The sequence below is a fragment of the Candidatus Woesearchaeota archaeon genome (assembly GCA_016180285.1).
GTDB lineage: Archaea > Nanobdellota > Nanobdellia > Woesearchaeales > JACPBO01 > JACPBO01.
Window position 1 is genome coordinate 23001 of record JACPBO010000011.1, and the last position, 14128, is coordinate 37128.

Consider the following 14128-nt stretch of genomic DNA (forward strand, 5'->3'; position numbering starts at 1 on the left):
ATGATCAGGAACAGCTTCATTTTTCTTCCAAGAATAAACAGCCAGAAAGAGGCATTGTTGTGGAAAGCGGGTATTAAAACATGGGATGACTTCCTGAATGCAAAAAGAGTTCCTGGCATCGCAGGCTATAAAAAGCCATATTTTGACAGGCAGCTGCTGAAGGCAAGGGCGAATCTTTACAATCTTAATTCAGTTTTTTTCGATGAAGCGCTGCCGAAAGCAGAGCATTGGCGGCTTTATGAGTTCTTTAAGGATGAAGCGTGCTTTCTTGATATCGAAACAACCGGATTGAGCAATTACTCTCATTTAACTTTGATCGGATTATACGACGGAATAAACACAAAGACAATGATAAACGGAATAAATCTTGATGTTAACGGATTGAAAAATGAATTGAGAAAATACAAGCTTATTGTTACATTCAATGGAGCAACTTTTGACCTTCCTTTCATAAGAAAAAGATTTCCCGGATTAGTCCCCGCTATTCCCCATATCGATCTCAGGCACGCATGCAGCAGAATCGGCCTGAAAGGAGGCTTAAAGGAGATTGAAAGGCAGCTCGGCATTAAAAGAAAAAACCCAATTATTGAAAGGATCTGCGGCGGGGATGCGGCTATGCTGTGGAAGATGTTCAAAGCAACCGGAGACGATTATTATTTAAATCTTTTAGTGGAATATAATGAAGAAGACATAATAAATTTAAAGGCAATAGCGGATTATACGTACAGGAGGCTGAAGGAAAAATGCATGGAAAGCGCATAATTAAAAGGTGTATTTTTATTTTTTTAATTGTGTCTTTCCCTGTTTTATTGATATTGTCTGCAACAATCAACACAATAAACAACAAAAGCTTTATTCTGAATGAATTCGAAAAGCACAGCATAGCTGTTGAAAACAAGGAGAAGATTGTCAGCCAGATTCTCAATTATTTCAAGAATGATAAAAGAGACCTTGATGTTTACGGCTTTGATTTGAATGAGATATCGCATATGAGAGATGTTAAGATGGTGATATTGAAAACAAGGTATTTCTTTTATGTTTTACTGGCGGTCAATATTTTATTGCTGTTTTTCAGTTATCTGTATTACGCAGAATATAAAAAGGAAAAAACAAGGATTATTCTAAAAAGATTCTTAAACTATCTTTTTTACGGCAGCATTTCAACAATGGCTTTGATTTTGCTGTTATTCTTATCCACTTTTATTAATTTTGAATTCTTATTTTCATTGTTCCACAAAACCTTTTTCCCGCAGGGAAATTATGCCTTTGCATCAGGGCTTTTGATAACATTGTTCCCTGAAGAATTCTGGGTCGATGCACTGGTCAGGATTATCAGCATCAGCTTCATTGTTTCTTTGGCTGTTTTTTTAGCGGTTTCTTTATTAAATCTTTTTGGCCGTTCAAAATTTTAGATGCCTTGAATAAAAGAATTATCTCTAAAACATATGCCGGCATCATGGTTAAAAGCCCGATTGCTGATAAGATTATTGTCAAAAAACTTGCTCCCGTGATTATGTTTAAGATGCCCGTAGCTGTTGCTATCGAGCCAAGCCTGTCCTTTAGCTTTAATACGGCAATCCCGGCAAGCAGGCTTAAAACTCCGTAAATTAACAGATATAGCACTGAAACTAAAATTAAAAGCTTATCAAAAGACGGAAGCAGTGAAGCTAAAATAACATATCCATATAAAAATATCGAGGATATTATCAGCAGATATGAACTGATTGTCAGTAAAGTGTTTTGTGTTTTCTCACCTATTACCTTGAAGCCCCATATGAACACAGCATATGATATTAGCGAAATTAAATAAGTCAGGATATATGCTGCAATCCAGCCGCTCGTGAGCATCTTTAGGCTTTTAAGAACTTCAAGTATCACCATTGGAATTGTCATGGCTATTGAAATAATGCCGGCAATTGCAGCGTACTTAATGGCTTTGTCCATGTTTTTGTTAAATTACATGCCTATTTAAATATTTATTGAAAATTGTCGGTTTAATATTAAGGCTTCAGCCTAACAATTTTCAATCCCGAAAACCGCAAGACAAATGCCTCTGGCTTTAGCCTAAAGATTGGCGGTTTTCGTTATCTCAGCTTAGAGCTCTTATAAATCTCTTCCTTATAAGGCTTCAGCCTTACAATATCCGCAAGAATTCCCCTTTTCTTTAATTCCTTTTTCAAGTCTTCAGTATAATAAAATTGATCATAGCCTAAAGCTATCACATCCGGCTTTATCTTCTCTATTATTTCGTATTTGTCATTTCCAAGGCCGCCTAAGATCGCTTCATCAACATAGGGCAGTTTTTTAATGTTCTTCAGCCTTCTTTCCTCATTGTTCTCAGGGAATCTTCCTTTCAGCTCTTTTACAGTAAGATCTCGCGACACAACAACAACTAATTTGTCAGCGTGCTTCTTTGCCTGCTTCAGGAAATTCATATGCCCGGGATGAATGATGTCGAATGTTCCGAAAGCAAGAGCTGTGGTCATAAAGGCCTAATTTATCTTTTATTATTTATTCTTTTCCATATATTTTTCAATTTCCTTGATTACTGCGTTATGTATGGCGCCATTAGATGCAATGAAAGGGATTCCCCACTTAGATGGTTTTTGTTTATAGTTAAGGGTGTTTCCATATAAATTTGTTACTTTACCGCCAGCTTCTTCTAAAATTATTTGTGGTGCACAAGTATCCCATTTAGATGCTCGAGCATTTGAACTAATATGAAAATCAGCTTTGCATTCTGCGATTAAACCTAGCTTAATACCAACACTACTCTCCGGAATTTTTTCTTTTACTTCGAAAAAGTCAGTTAATTTATCATCTTCTCTTTTTTCACCATGAGGGATTCTTGTAACCATTATAGCATCTTTCAGATATTTTTTTGAACTTACGTTCAGTCTATGGTCTTTTCCATCAATTCTTACATAAGATCCGTGACCTTTTTCAGAAAAATAAAGCAAGTTTTTCGCTGGTGCATACACCACCCCCAGAACGGGTTTTCCATCTTGGCATAATCCAATCATTATTGAAAAGCCAGTTCCTCCATTTTTGAAATCTTTTGTTCCATCTAATGGGTCAACCATCCAAATACGCGAAGTATTGTTTTCTATCCTTCCTTTCTCTTCAGAAAGAATAGAATAGTTTGGGAAGTCTTTTGATAATCTTTTTAGAATATATTCTTCTGATTTTATGTCTGCTGAAGTCACAAAATCAAACGAATCATTTTTTGTTTGATCTTAAATCCTTCTTCTCTGAGTTTCATCACTATTTTTCCTGCGCCAATCGCAATATTTATTATTTTTTCTAACATAATATGCTGAAACGTACTTCCTTTATTAAAGTTTTCTAGAAAACCTCTTTATTCAAGCCCCTAGCTGCCCTTCTGTTAATCCTTTTCTTTCAATGATCTTCTTTATTATGATCGCCTGCAATTCTGCAGGAACAGGCTCGAACATTTGATCAATTAGAGAAGAAACTCCTCTTCCGCTTGTTGCGCTTCTTAAGTCAGATGCCCAGCCGAGCAATTCAGCTACCGGCATCTTTGCTTTTGCAACAAAACCCATTCCTTCCTGGTTCATCTCAAACAACTGGCCTCTTTTTCTTGAAACAAGCTTTGAAATCTCACCCATATACTCTGCAGGGCCTTCAATAAGCAGAACTTGCAATGGCTCAAGAAGAACAGGCTTGGCATACATCATTGCGCCTCTTATGCCCTCTCTTACAGCAGGATAAACCTGAGCAGGTCCTCTGTGAATAGCATCTTCATGCAGCTTTACATCAGTTAATGTCACTTTGATTTTGTTGCATGGCTCTCTGCATAAGGGTCCTGCTCTCATAACCTCTTCAAAAGCATCTATTATAAGCTCCATAACTTCCGGAAGATGAACCTCGCCCCTGGTTATTTCTATCAACATGTTGTCTTTATAGATATCCTTGACTCTTCTTGAAGTTTTGCTGTCCATTCCCCTGATCTCCAGATTCTTCCACAGCTCTTCATCCTTTTTCCTTATTCTCATTTCAGGAAGAATTCCATCAACTGCTGCTTTGTAGATTTCATCATTAAGCGGCTCAACAACAAACATGAATTTATTGTGCTTATTGGGAGTTTTTCCCTCAATTTCAGGAGATTGTTTTGTGATAGACTCTCTGTAAACAACTATTGGCGGCGATGTCTTGACATCAACGCCTTTCTCTGTTTTTATTCTTCCTTCTATAATTTCAAGATGAAGCTCACCCATTCCGGACATCAGATGCTCGCCGGTTTCTTCATTAATTTCTATTTTAATGGAAGGGTCTTCTTTTGCAACTTTCCTGAGAACTTCGACAAGCTTTGGAAGGTCCATTGGCTTTGCAGCCTCTATTGCTTTTGTGATTACCGGCTCAAATATGTGCTTTAACTCTGTGAAAGCCTGCTCCGGCTCAGCTGTTATTGTTTCGCCTGCATTTCCAACAACTCCTGCAATTGCCAGCACGTTCCCTGCTGTAACCTCTTCCATCTGCGCAACTTTTCCGTTTGGGTTGCAGCTTATAATATCTTTTCCAAATTCAGATTCAGGGTCGCCGTGCCATATTTTCGGGATTCTGTATTTTTGGGCCTCAAGCGGATCAGGAAGGTGCTTTATAACCATGTCAAGCACAACTTCATGCAAAGGCGCATTTTCCCATACCCATTTTTTTCTCTCCTCTCCGCTCAGCTCGTAAATCTTAAGAATGTCCTTGAAGCCTATGTTTTTCTTCTTCATAAACGGAACAGACATTGCCCAGTTGTCCCTTGCTGAGCCGAATGCAACGCTTCCATCCATGATATCAACCTGAAATTTCTTCTTTAATTCAGGCTCTGCTATCTCATCTATTAAAACATTGAAATCCTTGAAAATCTTCATAAACCTTTCCTGCATCTGCTCCGGAGTAAACTGCAGCTCTTTTATCAGCCTGTCAACCTTATTAATAAAAAGAAGCGGCTTAACCCTTTCCCTTAATGCCTGTTTTATAACAGTTTCAGTCTGCGGCATTATGCCTTCGCAAGCGCAAACTAAGACGATTGTTCCGTCAATAGCTCGCATTGCCCTTGTAACATTTCCGCTGAAATCAATGTGCCCGGGAGTGTCAATCAAATTAATAAGATATTCCTTGCCTTCAAACTCATGCACCATTGAAACATTTGCAGCATCAACTGTAAGCAATCTGTCCTGCTCATCCTTGTGCTGCCACGTCTCCATTCCAGCATCTAAGCTTCCGGCATTTTTTTCAGCCATCAAGCCTGCAGCTGCAAGAAGGTTGTCTGTGAAAGCTGTATTATGAATGACCATGCCCTCTGCTACAAAATTGTGAGTTTCAGGAACAGTGAAATCATAAACCACTTCCTCAAATCCCTGCTCGATTGATTTTACTTCTATGAACGCAAGGTCTTCATCGCCTTTATCTTTCAATAATTTATTGACGAGCATAAGTTTATTTCCGACTTTCACAGTATCACAAACAATGCTTCCAGAAACTGCGTTAACTAGAGTCTTTAATTTTTCAATTTTTTCTTTTAGTCCAAAGCCTATCTGTTTCTCAAAATTAATTGCGGATAATCCTGAGATGGTTAGGGCATTATCTTTTTCTTTTATGGCAATGCAGCCGAATCTCAAGAGCAATAAATGCAAATCATCAATCATTTTTTGGCTTGCAGAAGATAGCGTAACAGCGCTTCTAGATTTTTCAACCCCCCCATCAGTATCAAAATAACCTTTTAATAATTGTGCAATGTACTTTTTATCAGAATTAAATACGAAATCCGATATTTTAATGTTGTGGGCTTTTTTCTTCAACGGATAATCAAATAGGCATTTTAACACATATGCAAGAGTCATGTTTGTAATAATCTCGGGTGTTTTTTCTTTCCATTGGACTTTTGTTGTTTTAATGCCTACTTTTCTGCATATTTCAATGACTTTATTTCCCAAATCATCTTTTCCAACAACAAATTTTTTTCCAGAACCATCTCCTAAAAATAAACCTGCAAGGTAAAAGAGTTCTTCAAAATTTACAGGCAACTTTATTTTTAATGAATTTTGGCCCCTTTGCTTTCCAGTTCTGTAAAAAATGAAACTAATATTGTCGTAAATCATTTCGATATCAAGATTGAAGAGATTACATATCTTGAGCAAATCATTTAAATTATGCCTGTTCTGCCATAGCCCATGATAAAAAGATTTGGGTTTAACAGAAATTGGCAGTTGCTTTAAATTCTTAATGCCATATTCCAGGATTTTTTTCTTCAATGATGAGCCAAAATCTGGTTTAAGATTGACATAAAAATTTTCAGTTGAAAGTTTTTCTAGAATTTTTCTTTTTGTATTCATAGTTGAGTTTGCATCCAACTTTCTTGCACATACAACCCTGTCGCCAAGCTTCAAGTCTTTAGCTTCAAGTTCTATAAAATTTCCATCCTTGGAAACAATATACTTGTGCTCTGGGGTTGTGGCGATCTCAAATCTGTTTCTTAATTTTATTTTAATTGTTTTTCCGCCTGTTAGCCTCCAGGCATATTGAATTTCTTTTTTCTCGAGTCTCCCTGTGTTTTTGTTAAGGGAAAAGACGGTTATTGATTTATTTGGAGAAAAAATAGTGCAATCTTCGTTTTCTTTGAAAACATTGCCGTTATTCGAAACTTCCTCATAGACTTCTTGTGCTGTTTTTATACGCCCATCAGCCAATATCAACCTTGAATTGCCGGATATGCATTTTCCGTGATGTATGTGCGCAGAGGTGCAGATATTCCTGATCTGTGTCTGCGCCCTCATCAATCTCCTGAATTTGTCTAGTTTTGTTTCTGCTGCCATTTTTTAGAAAACATGAATTTCATGCACGGTTTTATAGCTGTGCAGCTCATTTTTATTGAACCACAGCTCTATCTCTTTTTTTGCCTCTTCTTTTGAAGATGACGCATGTATAAGGTTCTTTATCGAAATTCCTTTCCTGTCAGTGTACTCGTAAGAATGATGCGCAAAATCTCCCCTTATTGTTCCGGGCAGCGCAGTCCTTGGCTCTGTTGCTCCTACAAGCTTTCTTACAATCTCAACTGCATGCAGGCCTTCCATGACAATCGCAATTACAGGGCCGGATGTGATAAAATCTTCCAGCCCTTTATAGAATGGCTTCTTAATATGGGCTTCATAATGCTTTTTTGAAAAATCCTTGCTCAGCCAAACCATTTTCATGCCAACTATCTTCAGCCCTGCATTTTCAAACCTGTCAATGATTTTGCCGCTGATGCTTCTTTGTACTGCATCAGGCTTCATCATTATAAATGTTCTCTCAATCATTTTTTACCCTCTTTCAACCTTTTATGCTCAGCTGTCCATTTTAATTTTCTTGGGCTTCTGTTTAAGTTGAGATTTCTCTCGCATTTTGAAGAGCAGAAATAAAGCATGCTGCCGTCATTCTTCACAAGCATTTTTCCTGTTCCCGGCTTCAGTAAATTGCTGCAAAATATGCATTTCGCCATTTTATTTCCTTCCGCTCTGCGTAAGCCTCTGGGCTTCTATCTCTGTTTCCCTTAGCATCAAAATATCCCCTATTCTTATCGGGCCTTTGACATTTCTTCTCAAGGTCTTGTTCTGGTCGCGGCCTTCAAGCACTTTGCACCTGATTTGTATCGCTTCCCCCCTTGTCCCTGTTCTTCCTATGACTTCTTCAACTCTTGCAGGAATTGCCTGCGTAAAGCTGATTACGCCTTTCTTTTCTTCCTCTGCTTTCTGGGGCCTTTGCTGTACTTCTTTCTTGCCGTCTGTTTTAAGGTGCTTTGTAACATCAGTTTGCGGTTTAGCCATTTTATCTTAAGCTGTTTGTTATCTCTTTTAATAAGTCTTTTGCTTCGCCTTCATTCACTATTGCAACGCTGACTGTCGGAACATCCAGCCCGGCAGCTGCGCCAAGCTCTTCCCTTGATGTGACTTTAACGCATGCAATGTTCTTTTCCTTGCACACCTTTTCTATTGTTTCCTTTGATGCTTCAGCCATTTTAACCTCCAATTTTTCTTTTCTGGAGAACAATCAGAATTGTCTCCTCATTCGGGCAATGATGCCTTCATTAATCATTGGTTTATATTAATTTAGAGAAAAATGGGTTTGTTTATAAAGTTTGTTGTTTTTTGCAAATAATGCTTTTGCAGCTCTGCTCGTTATTTCTCTGCTTGAAATTTGCTTCTGATTTCATTAATCTTTTTTCTGATTTTTTAACTTCTCCAGCATAATATTCTCTGCCAAAATCATTCGTAAATAGTGGTAGGGCTTGCAGAGTGTTTTTAGTCATGCTTACTTTTTTATACATATGTATGATTAATAATACAGCCAATGTATGACTCTTACGGAAATCAATTTAAGACATCTTATTGTTCTTTTAGAAAAAGGGGTTTATTTATGAAGTTTTTTGGATTTTTGATGTTAAAGCAATTCTGCAAGATCTTTCATATCCCTGTCTGCAGCATGCATGTAGATCTAAGTTGTCTGAGGTTTGCATGGCAGCATATTCTATTTCCCGCAATAACTTCGAGAAATAGTTGTTGATGTTCAATCGGCAAATGGCGAATTAGTGGAAAGGGCAAAACTCCAAAGCCGAAAGATTTATATACTACTCTACAGTTATATCACATAAGATGGAAAAAGATTTAGTATTAATTGCAACAACTGAAGAAGTTTTAAAATATGCCGATAAAGCTTGTGTTCAAGCAAGTGAAGAATTCAGAAGGGAATTCCAACTAGATAGTAGCCGACCATTTGTAAATTATTTCCTTCATATGATTCAAAATGGTAATCGAAGAACATCTTATCATGATAATTTTAGTATATTAACTCTTGATAAATTTGATCCAAAACCTGATTTAGATGGTATGGTTGACAAATATTTGCATGTAGGAATTCCAGGCACTACTATTAGAATGGTCATGCCTCCATTAATTATTACAAATGCAGAAGCACGATCTGAAGTCTTGGAAGCTTTTAAGAAAGCTGGGTATCATAGAACTGTAGATTTACTGAGAATGCAAAAATAATTCTTGCCCTTTCTTCTTCTATTCTATTGAACTTCGTTCTTGATAGTATTTGCCATTTGCCGACTTTTCGTACGAAATTTTCCCCCACTTTGTAGGATAAAAGAGTACAACGGCGATTTAAAGGAAAATTTGGTCGCTTACGCCAAATCGCCGCAACATTTTTATACCAATAATCAATTTAATCATAAATGGAGCTCACTAAAGATCAATCAGATGCAATGCAGGAGAAGATCAGCAAGATGTCTCCAGAGGAGCTTAAGGAATTCCAGAAGCAGCAGTGCGTATTCTGCCATATAATCTCCGGCAAAGTGCAGTCAAAGAAAGTTTATGAAGATGACAAGTGCATTGCAGTGCTTGACATCAATCCTGCCAATCCAGGGCATATGCTTGTTCTCCCAAAAGAGCATTATTCCATTATGCCGCAGATTCCGGAAGATGAAGTCGGCTATTATTTCAAGGTTGCCAAGGCGTTGTCGCAGGTAAGCCTGAAGGCATTGCAGAGCCATGGCACAACGATATTTGTTGCAAACGGCATTGCAGCAGGCCAGAAAGCGCAGCATTTTATGGTCCATGTTATCCCAAGAGTTGAAAATGATAATGTTGGATTGGAAATTCCTCATAATAGAATCAGCGAGGACGATCTGAACAAAGTAAGAAAGCTATTGGCTGAAAAACTCGGAGCAGTGGAAGCGGAAATTGTAGAAGAGCCTAAGAAAGAGCTTGAAGAAAAAAAAGAAATCAAACCTGAAAAGAAAGCTAAAAAAGAAAAAACAGATAAAAAATCAGAAGAAAAAGTGGATCTTGATGACATTGCAAAATTATTGGGCGGCGGAAAATGATGGACAACTGCCCTTTCTGCGCAATAATCGAGGGAAAAGCCGCTTCAAAGAAGATCTATGAAGATGAAAAAATAATCGCAATCCTTGATTTGAACCCTGCAAATGTGGGCCATGTCCTTGTCATGCCGAAAGAGCATTACCCGATAATCGAGCAGGTTCCTGATCCTCTTGTTGATGCATTGTTTAAAATTGCAAACAGGATTTCCATGACTGTGTTTGAAACATTAAAGGCAGAAGGGACAAATATCATTGTTACGAACGGAATTGCAGCAGGCCAGAAAGCAGCGCACTTTATGGTGCATATCATCCCAAGAGCTCAAAATGACAATATTAATTTCAACTGGAAGCCAAAGCAATTAAGCGAAGAAGAGATGTCAACAGTCGAGCTTAAGCTCAAGGAGCAGGCGAAAAAGATCGGAGAGTTTGAAAGGGAAAAGCCAAAGCCGATTGTGATCGAAGACAAGACTGAGAAGATCCCCGAGAAGATCGGGAAAGAGGAGAATTACCTGATAAAGCAGCTGGAGAGAATACCTTAGATAATGAAAAAGCACCCTAAATTCAGCATAGGCTTTATTATATTGTTGTTTGTTAGTTTTGTTTTTGGAGCAAATTCTCCTAGTGAAATTTGGGATTTCAATTCCGATGCTAAAGAAATCTTAATAGGCAGTATAGTGAATATAGGCCTGCCTCCTGTCTCTTGGAATCTAACAGTTAATAAAGGCATAGAAAACAAATATTTCGAATTAGGAATAATACAAGTCAGAAAAACCAGCAGTAATTTAACAGAAAGGAGAATTATAAAAATTCCTTTTTATCATTTTTTATTGCCTGTTTCAGGAGGAAAAGAGGTGATAGTAGATAAAGGCGAATTGGTAAAGATTTATGCAAATCCAACAACCATAGATGAAGATGTTTTTGAGCTTGCGATCAGCGGAGACTCAATTATACGTTTAAAAAGCCTTAATGATTCAAGCATAGAAGAAGTTAGCAAAGATTGTTTTGTTTATAGGGGAAGTTTAGTAGTTCATTTTAAAGAAGGAACAACAGAAAAGCAGACGCATAATATTCTTTGGAAACCACATGTTGCTAGCCCATCAAGTCCACTTGACCCTTTAAATTTGAGCTATATGGTCTATTTTACAAGAAATTCAACTTATTCTGATATTAAAAAATATGCAGATGATTCCCAAAAAGAAGGTATTGTAGAAGATGTTAGATTACAAAACCATAATGTAAGTTGTTATCCTGATTATTCTGAAAATTTTGAAAAAATCCTAACTGAAGAAGTGAAATATGAGAGAATAGATGCAATTGGTACGATACATTGTTTAAAAGGTTGCATTTTTAGATACAGCAATACTTCCAATACAATTTTCTCATCTAATGATCAAATTAAGAGATTTGCAGAAAGCAATCAGACTGTAAGAATTACAGGGGAATTAACTGTAAGAGATTGGTGTGGGCAAGAAAGATGGGAAACAATGCAACAACCATGTAGGCAACACTTATTAGATATTTATTCTCTAATCCCGATAAGTTCTCCAGAAGAACCAGAAATTAAGGAAGAAAAACAAATTGATAAAATCTCCAAAGAGCCTGCTTCAAGCATATTTCAAAAAATTTGGAAGCACATTTTAAATTTATTTAAATAACGATGGTCCTATCACATAAACCTTCATTCCTTTTTTACTTTCCCTATACCCCGCACTTGTCATATTGAACCTTTCACCACCGCAATCTCCGTCATAAAAAATCTCTCCGGTGTTTGGGTTTATTGCTTTTATAACAACTTGTTTATTATATATTTTTAATTGGTTGTAGAGCCTATTATATTCTACATTTTCAAATATTTCTTTTTCTTCATCTGTCAGCCTTTGCTCTGCTTTGGTGATTTCCCTGAACTTAAGCAAAAGTGCTTCTATTTTCTTATCCATTTTCTGCCTCTTTTGCAGCTCCAAATGAAAAGAATCCCAAAAATTCCTTTAGCTTCAAATAATTCAGATAAGTTTCAAAATTTCCTGAAGAAACTAGATTTTTAACAGCATCTGCATGGTTCATTCCGTTTTGCTTGAGCGCATTTTCATATGCTTTTTCATCAAAAGTTATTCCGCTTAAGCCATACATGTATAACCTATGTGCGTCGCCGGAAGTTATAAGAGGAACGTTAAACTCCCCGGCATCCAGTTCTGCCCTTACCGGAGAATAAATCTGAACCAATGTTTCGGTTCCATTCTTTTCAATCGCAGCAGCGCCTTTATCAACAGCTTCTTCGATATTTTTTCTCCCATTAGCGCCAATGCCCTCCCAAAAATAGGGATGGTTGATGACAACATAGCCTCCCATGTCAAACGCCCTGTCAATTGTTTCATCGAGGGGGATATTTTTATATGGCAGTCTGCCTTTATAGCAATGAATTCCTATTTCGCCCTTATCTGTCCAGTATTCAATTGACCTCAAAAGAACAAGCTGCCTGTCTTGGGAATGGATTACCATTGACCTTCCATCATTGTTCACTTCCAATTCGCACTTATTTTTGATGTTAAGCTTATATCTGCCTTCTTTTAACTGATCAAATGCCTCAGAATTTTCATGATCTGTAAGCGACCATATTGAAATCTCTTTCTCAAACAATAATTGGACTATCGCATTCAGATCATCGCCGTCAGAGAAACGTGAATGTGAATGATTTTCAAACCGCAAGCCAGCTTTGGGCTTTTGTGTTATGCCAAACATTTGGCGGCCTAAGAATTTAACAACAAATTCCCTGGACAGAGAATAAGGATGATCAACGCCTTCTTTGGCAAAATTCTTTAAAACATAGCTGAGATGCTTGTTAGTTAGTATCCCTTTTACAGCGTCAATATTCATGATAACCAAGAAACTATGCTTGTTTTTAAATCTTTCTATTTTTAACTACTATAAAGTAATTTAAATAGAAAAGCTTATATACTGATTCTTGCTACCGGGTAGTATGATTGTACTGTGGCAAAAATGAAAATTAAATTAAGCATTTCAATGGATCAAACCTTAGTTAAGGAAGCAGAGAAAGTCATTGAAGAAGGCAGGTTCAGGAATAAATCCCATATTGTTGAATATGCACTAAAAACATTCTTAAAAAAGGAATAAAATGGCATTAAATGCGGAAGTAATAAAGGAACTTGAATACCCTTTAGTCATGGATTGGAAGCTTGTAGAAAAATGGGCAGATAAGATTCCAATATTTAGCGAGAACGACCCAAAAAACCCAGAATGGAAAGCAACCCCGGTCAAGCAATTAGAAGGCTGCGAGAATGTTTTTGTAAAAGACGAATCAGACATTAGAAGCAACCCCACTCAAACTATAAAAGACAGGATGGCTTGGGAATTGACTGCTTTATTCAGGGATTATGCCAGAGGGCTGTACTTAAAAAAGAAATCGGGCTTAGTCAATGGAAATATTGGCTCATTAGTTGTTCCAAGATTGACTTATGTTACAGCAGGGAATGTTGGCAGATCTGTTTCAAATATGTTTGAAAAATTTGAGCTGCCGCCAATGAAGCTCTTAGTGGATTCTTATATACTTACTGAGAGGTTAGAGACATTAAAAGGATTGCATGCTGACATTTACAGGGCAGATTTAAGCAAAAAGCCCCTAACTGCTGGCGATATAAAAAGATTAACTAATAATGAAAATGGCATTGATATAACATCTGTGATGATTATAGAGCCTAATGCAGTTTTTTACGATTGGCATGTGCATGAAGCATTCAATGAATGCCCTGATGAGATTTATGTTCCTTATGGATCTGGGAGATTAATGGAAAATTATCTCACATGGCAAACGAGAAATGCACGAAACAAAGATCCAAGATTAAAGATACCGCTTGAAAAGCTTACTGGAATAAGCATATTAGGGGCAGAGCCTGAACAAAAAAGAAGCATTGCAGACAAACTTACCAAAAATTATAATCCTTTCATCATATTTGACGACCAAGATTTTTTAGCTTTAAAAACATTGGAATTTACAGGAAAAAACACAGGCGTATTTAAAGTATCAGAAGAAAGGATAAAACAAGCATATCAAATATTAAGCCAATATTGCAATACCGAACCATCAGCTGCTGCCGGGCTGGCATTATATTTGCAAAGATTTGACGAAGGCAAAATAAACCCAAGAAACAAGGCCCTGATAATTAACACAGGCAAAGGAATCTAATTTGTTATATAAGTTATAAAAGTTATAAAAAACAGAAAAGCTTAAATATAGGTTCT

At 37.1% G+C, this 14128-nt stretch carries 18 protein-coding genes; 7 read left to right on the plus strand and 11 right to left on the minus strand.

From position 1 onward, the window contains the following. Entirely contained in the window at positions 1 to 762 is a 762-nt protein-coding gene (locus HYU07_03235; protein ID MBI2129230.1) for a ribonuclease H-like domain-containing protein, read from the plus strand. Further along, on the plus strand, positions 744 to 1412 hold the full coding sequence (locus tag HYU07_03240; protein MBI2129231.1) for a DUF1461 domain-containing protein: 669 nt from the start codon (positions 744 to 746) through the stop codon (positions 1410 to 1412). The genes HYU07_03235 and HYU07_03240 overlap by 19 nt, the downstream gene beginning before the upstream one ends. Here the strand turns inward: HYU07_03240 and HYU07_03245 are convergent. The 9 genes from HYU07_03245 to HYU07_03285 form a co-directional block, all read right to left on the minus strand. Further along, positions 1345 to 1944, minus strand: coding sequence for a hypothetical protein (locus tag HYU07_03245; GenBank protein MBI2129232.1), 600 nt, complete (start codon positions 1942 to 1944; stop codon positions 1345 to 1347). The two genes, HYU07_03240 and HYU07_03245, sit on opposite strands and share 68 nt — an antisense overlap. 140 nt (positions 1945 to 2084) lie before the next feature. Then, the gene (locus tag HYU07_03250) at positions 2085 to 2486 is read right to left on the minus strand and encodes an FAD synthase (protein MBI2129233.1); all 402 of its coding nucleotides are present in this window, start codon (positions 2484 to 2486) and stop codon (positions 2085 to 2087) included. Between the two features lie 21 nt (positions 2487 to 2507). After that, complete coding sequence (locus HYU07_03255) at positions 2508 to 3206, minus strand: 3'(2'),5'-bisphosphate nucleotidase CysQ (GenBank protein MBI2129234.1); 699 nt, start codon at positions 3204 to 3206, stop codon at positions 2508 to 2510. A gap of 156 nt (positions 3207 to 3362) precedes the next feature. Next, the gene (locus HYU07_03260) at positions 3363 to 6827 is read right to left on the minus strand and encodes a GTP-binding protein (protein ID MBI2129235.1); all 3465 of its coding nucleotides are present in this window, start codon (positions 6825 to 6827) and stop codon (positions 3363 to 3365) included. Positions 6828 to 6830: 3 nt separating this feature from the next. Continuing rightward, the gene (gene ndk / locus HYU07_03265) at positions 6831 to 7310 is read right to left on the minus strand and encodes a nucleoside-diphosphate kinase (GenBank protein ID MBI2129236.1); all 480 of its coding nucleotides are present in this window, start codon (positions 7308 to 7310) and stop codon (positions 6831 to 6833) included. Next, positions 7307 to 7492, minus strand: coding sequence for a 50S ribosomal protein L24 (locus tag HYU07_03270; protein ID MBI2129237.1), 186 nt, complete (start codon positions 7490 to 7492; stop codon positions 7307 to 7309). The genes ndk and HYU07_03270 overlap by 4 nt, the downstream gene beginning before the upstream one ends. Before the next feature lies 1 nt (position 7493). Next, entirely contained in the window at positions 7494 to 7817 is a 324-nt protein-coding gene (locus tag HYU07_03275) for a 30S ribosomal protein S28e (protein ID MBI2129238.1), read from the minus strand. Between the two features lies 1 nt (position 7818). Beyond that, the gene (locus HYU07_03280) at positions 7819 to 8007 is read right to left on the minus strand and encodes a ribosomal L7Ae/L30e/S12e/Gadd45 family protein (GenBank protein MBI2129239.1); all 189 of its coding nucleotides are present in this window, start codon (positions 8005 to 8007) and stop codon (positions 7819 to 7821) included. Positions 8008 to 8119: 112 nt separating this feature from the next. Next, positions 8120 to 8299 (minus strand): hypothetical protein, encoded by a 180-nt coding sequence (locus HYU07_03285; GenBank protein ID MBI2129240.1) that lies wholly within the window; start codon positions 8297 to 8299, stop codon positions 8120 to 8122. A 343-nt stretch (positions 8300 to 8642) separates the two neighbouring features. Here HYU07_03285 and HYU07_03290 point away from each other — a divergent pair, with 343 nt between their 5' ends. The 4 genes from HYU07_03290 (at position 8643) to HYU07_03305 (ending at position 11529) form a co-directional block, all read left to right on the plus strand. Next, positions 8643 to 9038 carry a hypothetical protein gene (locus tag HYU07_03290; GenBank protein MBI2129241.1) on the plus strand — a complete coding sequence of 132 codons (396 nt, stop codon included), beginning with the start codon at positions 8643 to 8645 and terminating at the stop codon, positions 9036 to 9038. A 188-nt stretch (positions 9039 to 9226) separates the two neighbouring features. Then, positions 9227 to 9877 carry an HIT family protein gene (locus tag HYU07_03295; protein MBI2129242.1) on the plus strand — a complete coding sequence of 217 codons (651 nt, stop codon included), beginning with the start codon at positions 9227 to 9229 and terminating at the stop codon, positions 9875 to 9877. Then, positions 9874 to 10413 (plus strand): HIT domain-containing protein, encoded by a 540-nt coding sequence (locus HYU07_03300; GenBank protein MBI2129243.1) that lies wholly within the window; start codon positions 9874 to 9876, stop codon positions 10411 to 10413. Before HYU07_03295 ends, HYU07_03300 begins: the two co-directional genes overlap by 4 nt. A 45-nt stretch (positions 10414 to 10458) precedes the next feature. Continuing rightward, positions 10459 to 11529, plus strand: a complete 1071-nt coding sequence (locus HYU07_03305) for a hypothetical protein (protein ID MBI2129244.1) — start codon at positions 10459 to 10461, stop codon at positions 11527 to 11529. Here HYU07_03305 and HYU07_03310 read toward each other — a convergent pair. Together HYU07_03310 and HYU07_03315 are read right to left on the minus strand one after the other, a co-directional pair. Further along, positions 11518 to 11811, minus strand: coding sequence for a hypothetical protein (locus HYU07_03310; GenBank protein ID MBI2129245.1), 294 nt, complete (start codon positions 11809 to 11811; stop codon positions 11518 to 11520). The genes HYU07_03305 and HYU07_03310 overlap by 12 nt on opposite strands. Next, positions 11804 to 12745: a hypothetical protein gene (locus HYU07_03315; GenBank protein ID MBI2129246.1), complete on the minus strand. Its 942-nt coding sequence runs from the start codon at positions 12743 to 12745 to the stop codon at positions 11804 to 11806. Before HYU07_03315 ends, HYU07_03310 begins: the two co-directional genes overlap by 8 nt. A gap of 259 nt (positions 12746 to 13004) precedes the next feature. On the opposite strand from HYU07_03315, the gene HYU07_03320 reads away from it, so the two are divergent. Next, on the plus strand, positions 13005 to 14072 hold the full coding sequence (locus tag HYU07_03320) for a hypothetical protein (GenBank protein MBI2129247.1): 1068 nt from the start codon (positions 13005 to 13007) through the stop codon (positions 14070 to 14072). Positions 14073 to 14128 lie beyond the last annotated feature (56 nt).

Bases quoted from the DNA above. Each gene is read 5' to 3' on its own strand.
- HYU07_03235 (MBI2129230.1), top strand. From the start codon at position 1: ATGATCAGGAACAGCTTCATTTTTCTTCCAAGAATAAACAGCCAGAAA.
- HYU07_03240 (MBI2129231.1), top strand. From the start codon at position 744: ATGCATGGAAAGCGCATAATTAAAAGGTGTATTTTTATTTTTTTAATT.
- HYU07_03245 (MBI2129232.1), bottom strand. From the start codon at position 1,944: ATGGACAAAGCCATTAAGTACGCTGCAATTGCCGGCATTATTTCAATA.
- HYU07_03250 (MBI2129233.1), bottom strand. From the start codon at position 2,486: ATGACCACAGCTCTTGCTTTCGGAACATTCGACATCATTCATCCCGGG.
- HYU07_03260 (MBI2129235.1), bottom strand. From the start codon at position 6,827: ATGGCAGCAGAAACAAAACTAGACAAATTCAGGAGATTGATGAGGGCG.
- ndk (MBI2129236.1), bottom strand. From the start codon at position 7,310: ATGATTGAGAGAACATTTATAATGATGAAGCCTGATGCAGTACAAAGA.
- HYU07_03270 (MBI2129237.1), bottom strand. From the start codon at position 7,492: ATGGCGAAATGCATATTTTGCAGCAATTTACTGAAGCCGGGAACAGGA.
- HYU07_03275 (MBI2129238.1), bottom strand. From the start codon at position 7,817: ATGGCTAAACCGCAAACTGATGTTACAAAGCACCTTAAAACAGACGGC.
- HYU07_03280 (MBI2129239.1), bottom strand. From the start codon at position 8,007: ATGGCTGAAGCATCAAAGGAAACAATAGAAAAGGTGTGCAAGGAAAAG.
- HYU07_03285 (MBI2129240.1), bottom strand. From the start codon at position 8,299: ATGACTAAAAACACTCTGCAAGCCCTACCACTATTTACGAATGATTTT.
- HYU07_03290 (MBI2129241.1), top strand. From the start codon at position 8,643: ATGGAAAAAGATTTAGTATTAATTGCAACAACTGAAGAAGTTTTAAAA.
- HYU07_03295 (MBI2129242.1), top strand. From the start codon at position 9,227: ATGGAGCTCACTAAAGATCAATCAGATGCAATGCAGGAGAAGATCAGC.
- HYU07_03300 (MBI2129243.1), top strand. From the start codon at position 9,874: ATGATGGACAACTGCCCTTTCTGCGCAATAATCGAGGGAAAAGCCGCT.
- HYU07_03310 (MBI2129245.1), bottom strand. From the start codon at position 11,811: ATGGATAAGAAAATAGAAGCACTTTTGCTTAAGTTCAGGGAAATCACC.
- HYU07_03315 (MBI2129246.1), bottom strand. From the start codon at position 12,745: ATGAATATTGACGCTGTAAAAGGGATACTAACTAACAAGCATCTCAGC.
- HYU07_03320 (MBI2129247.1), top strand. From the start codon at position 13,005: ATGGCATTAAATGCGGAAGTAATAAAGGAACTTGAATACCCTTTAGTC.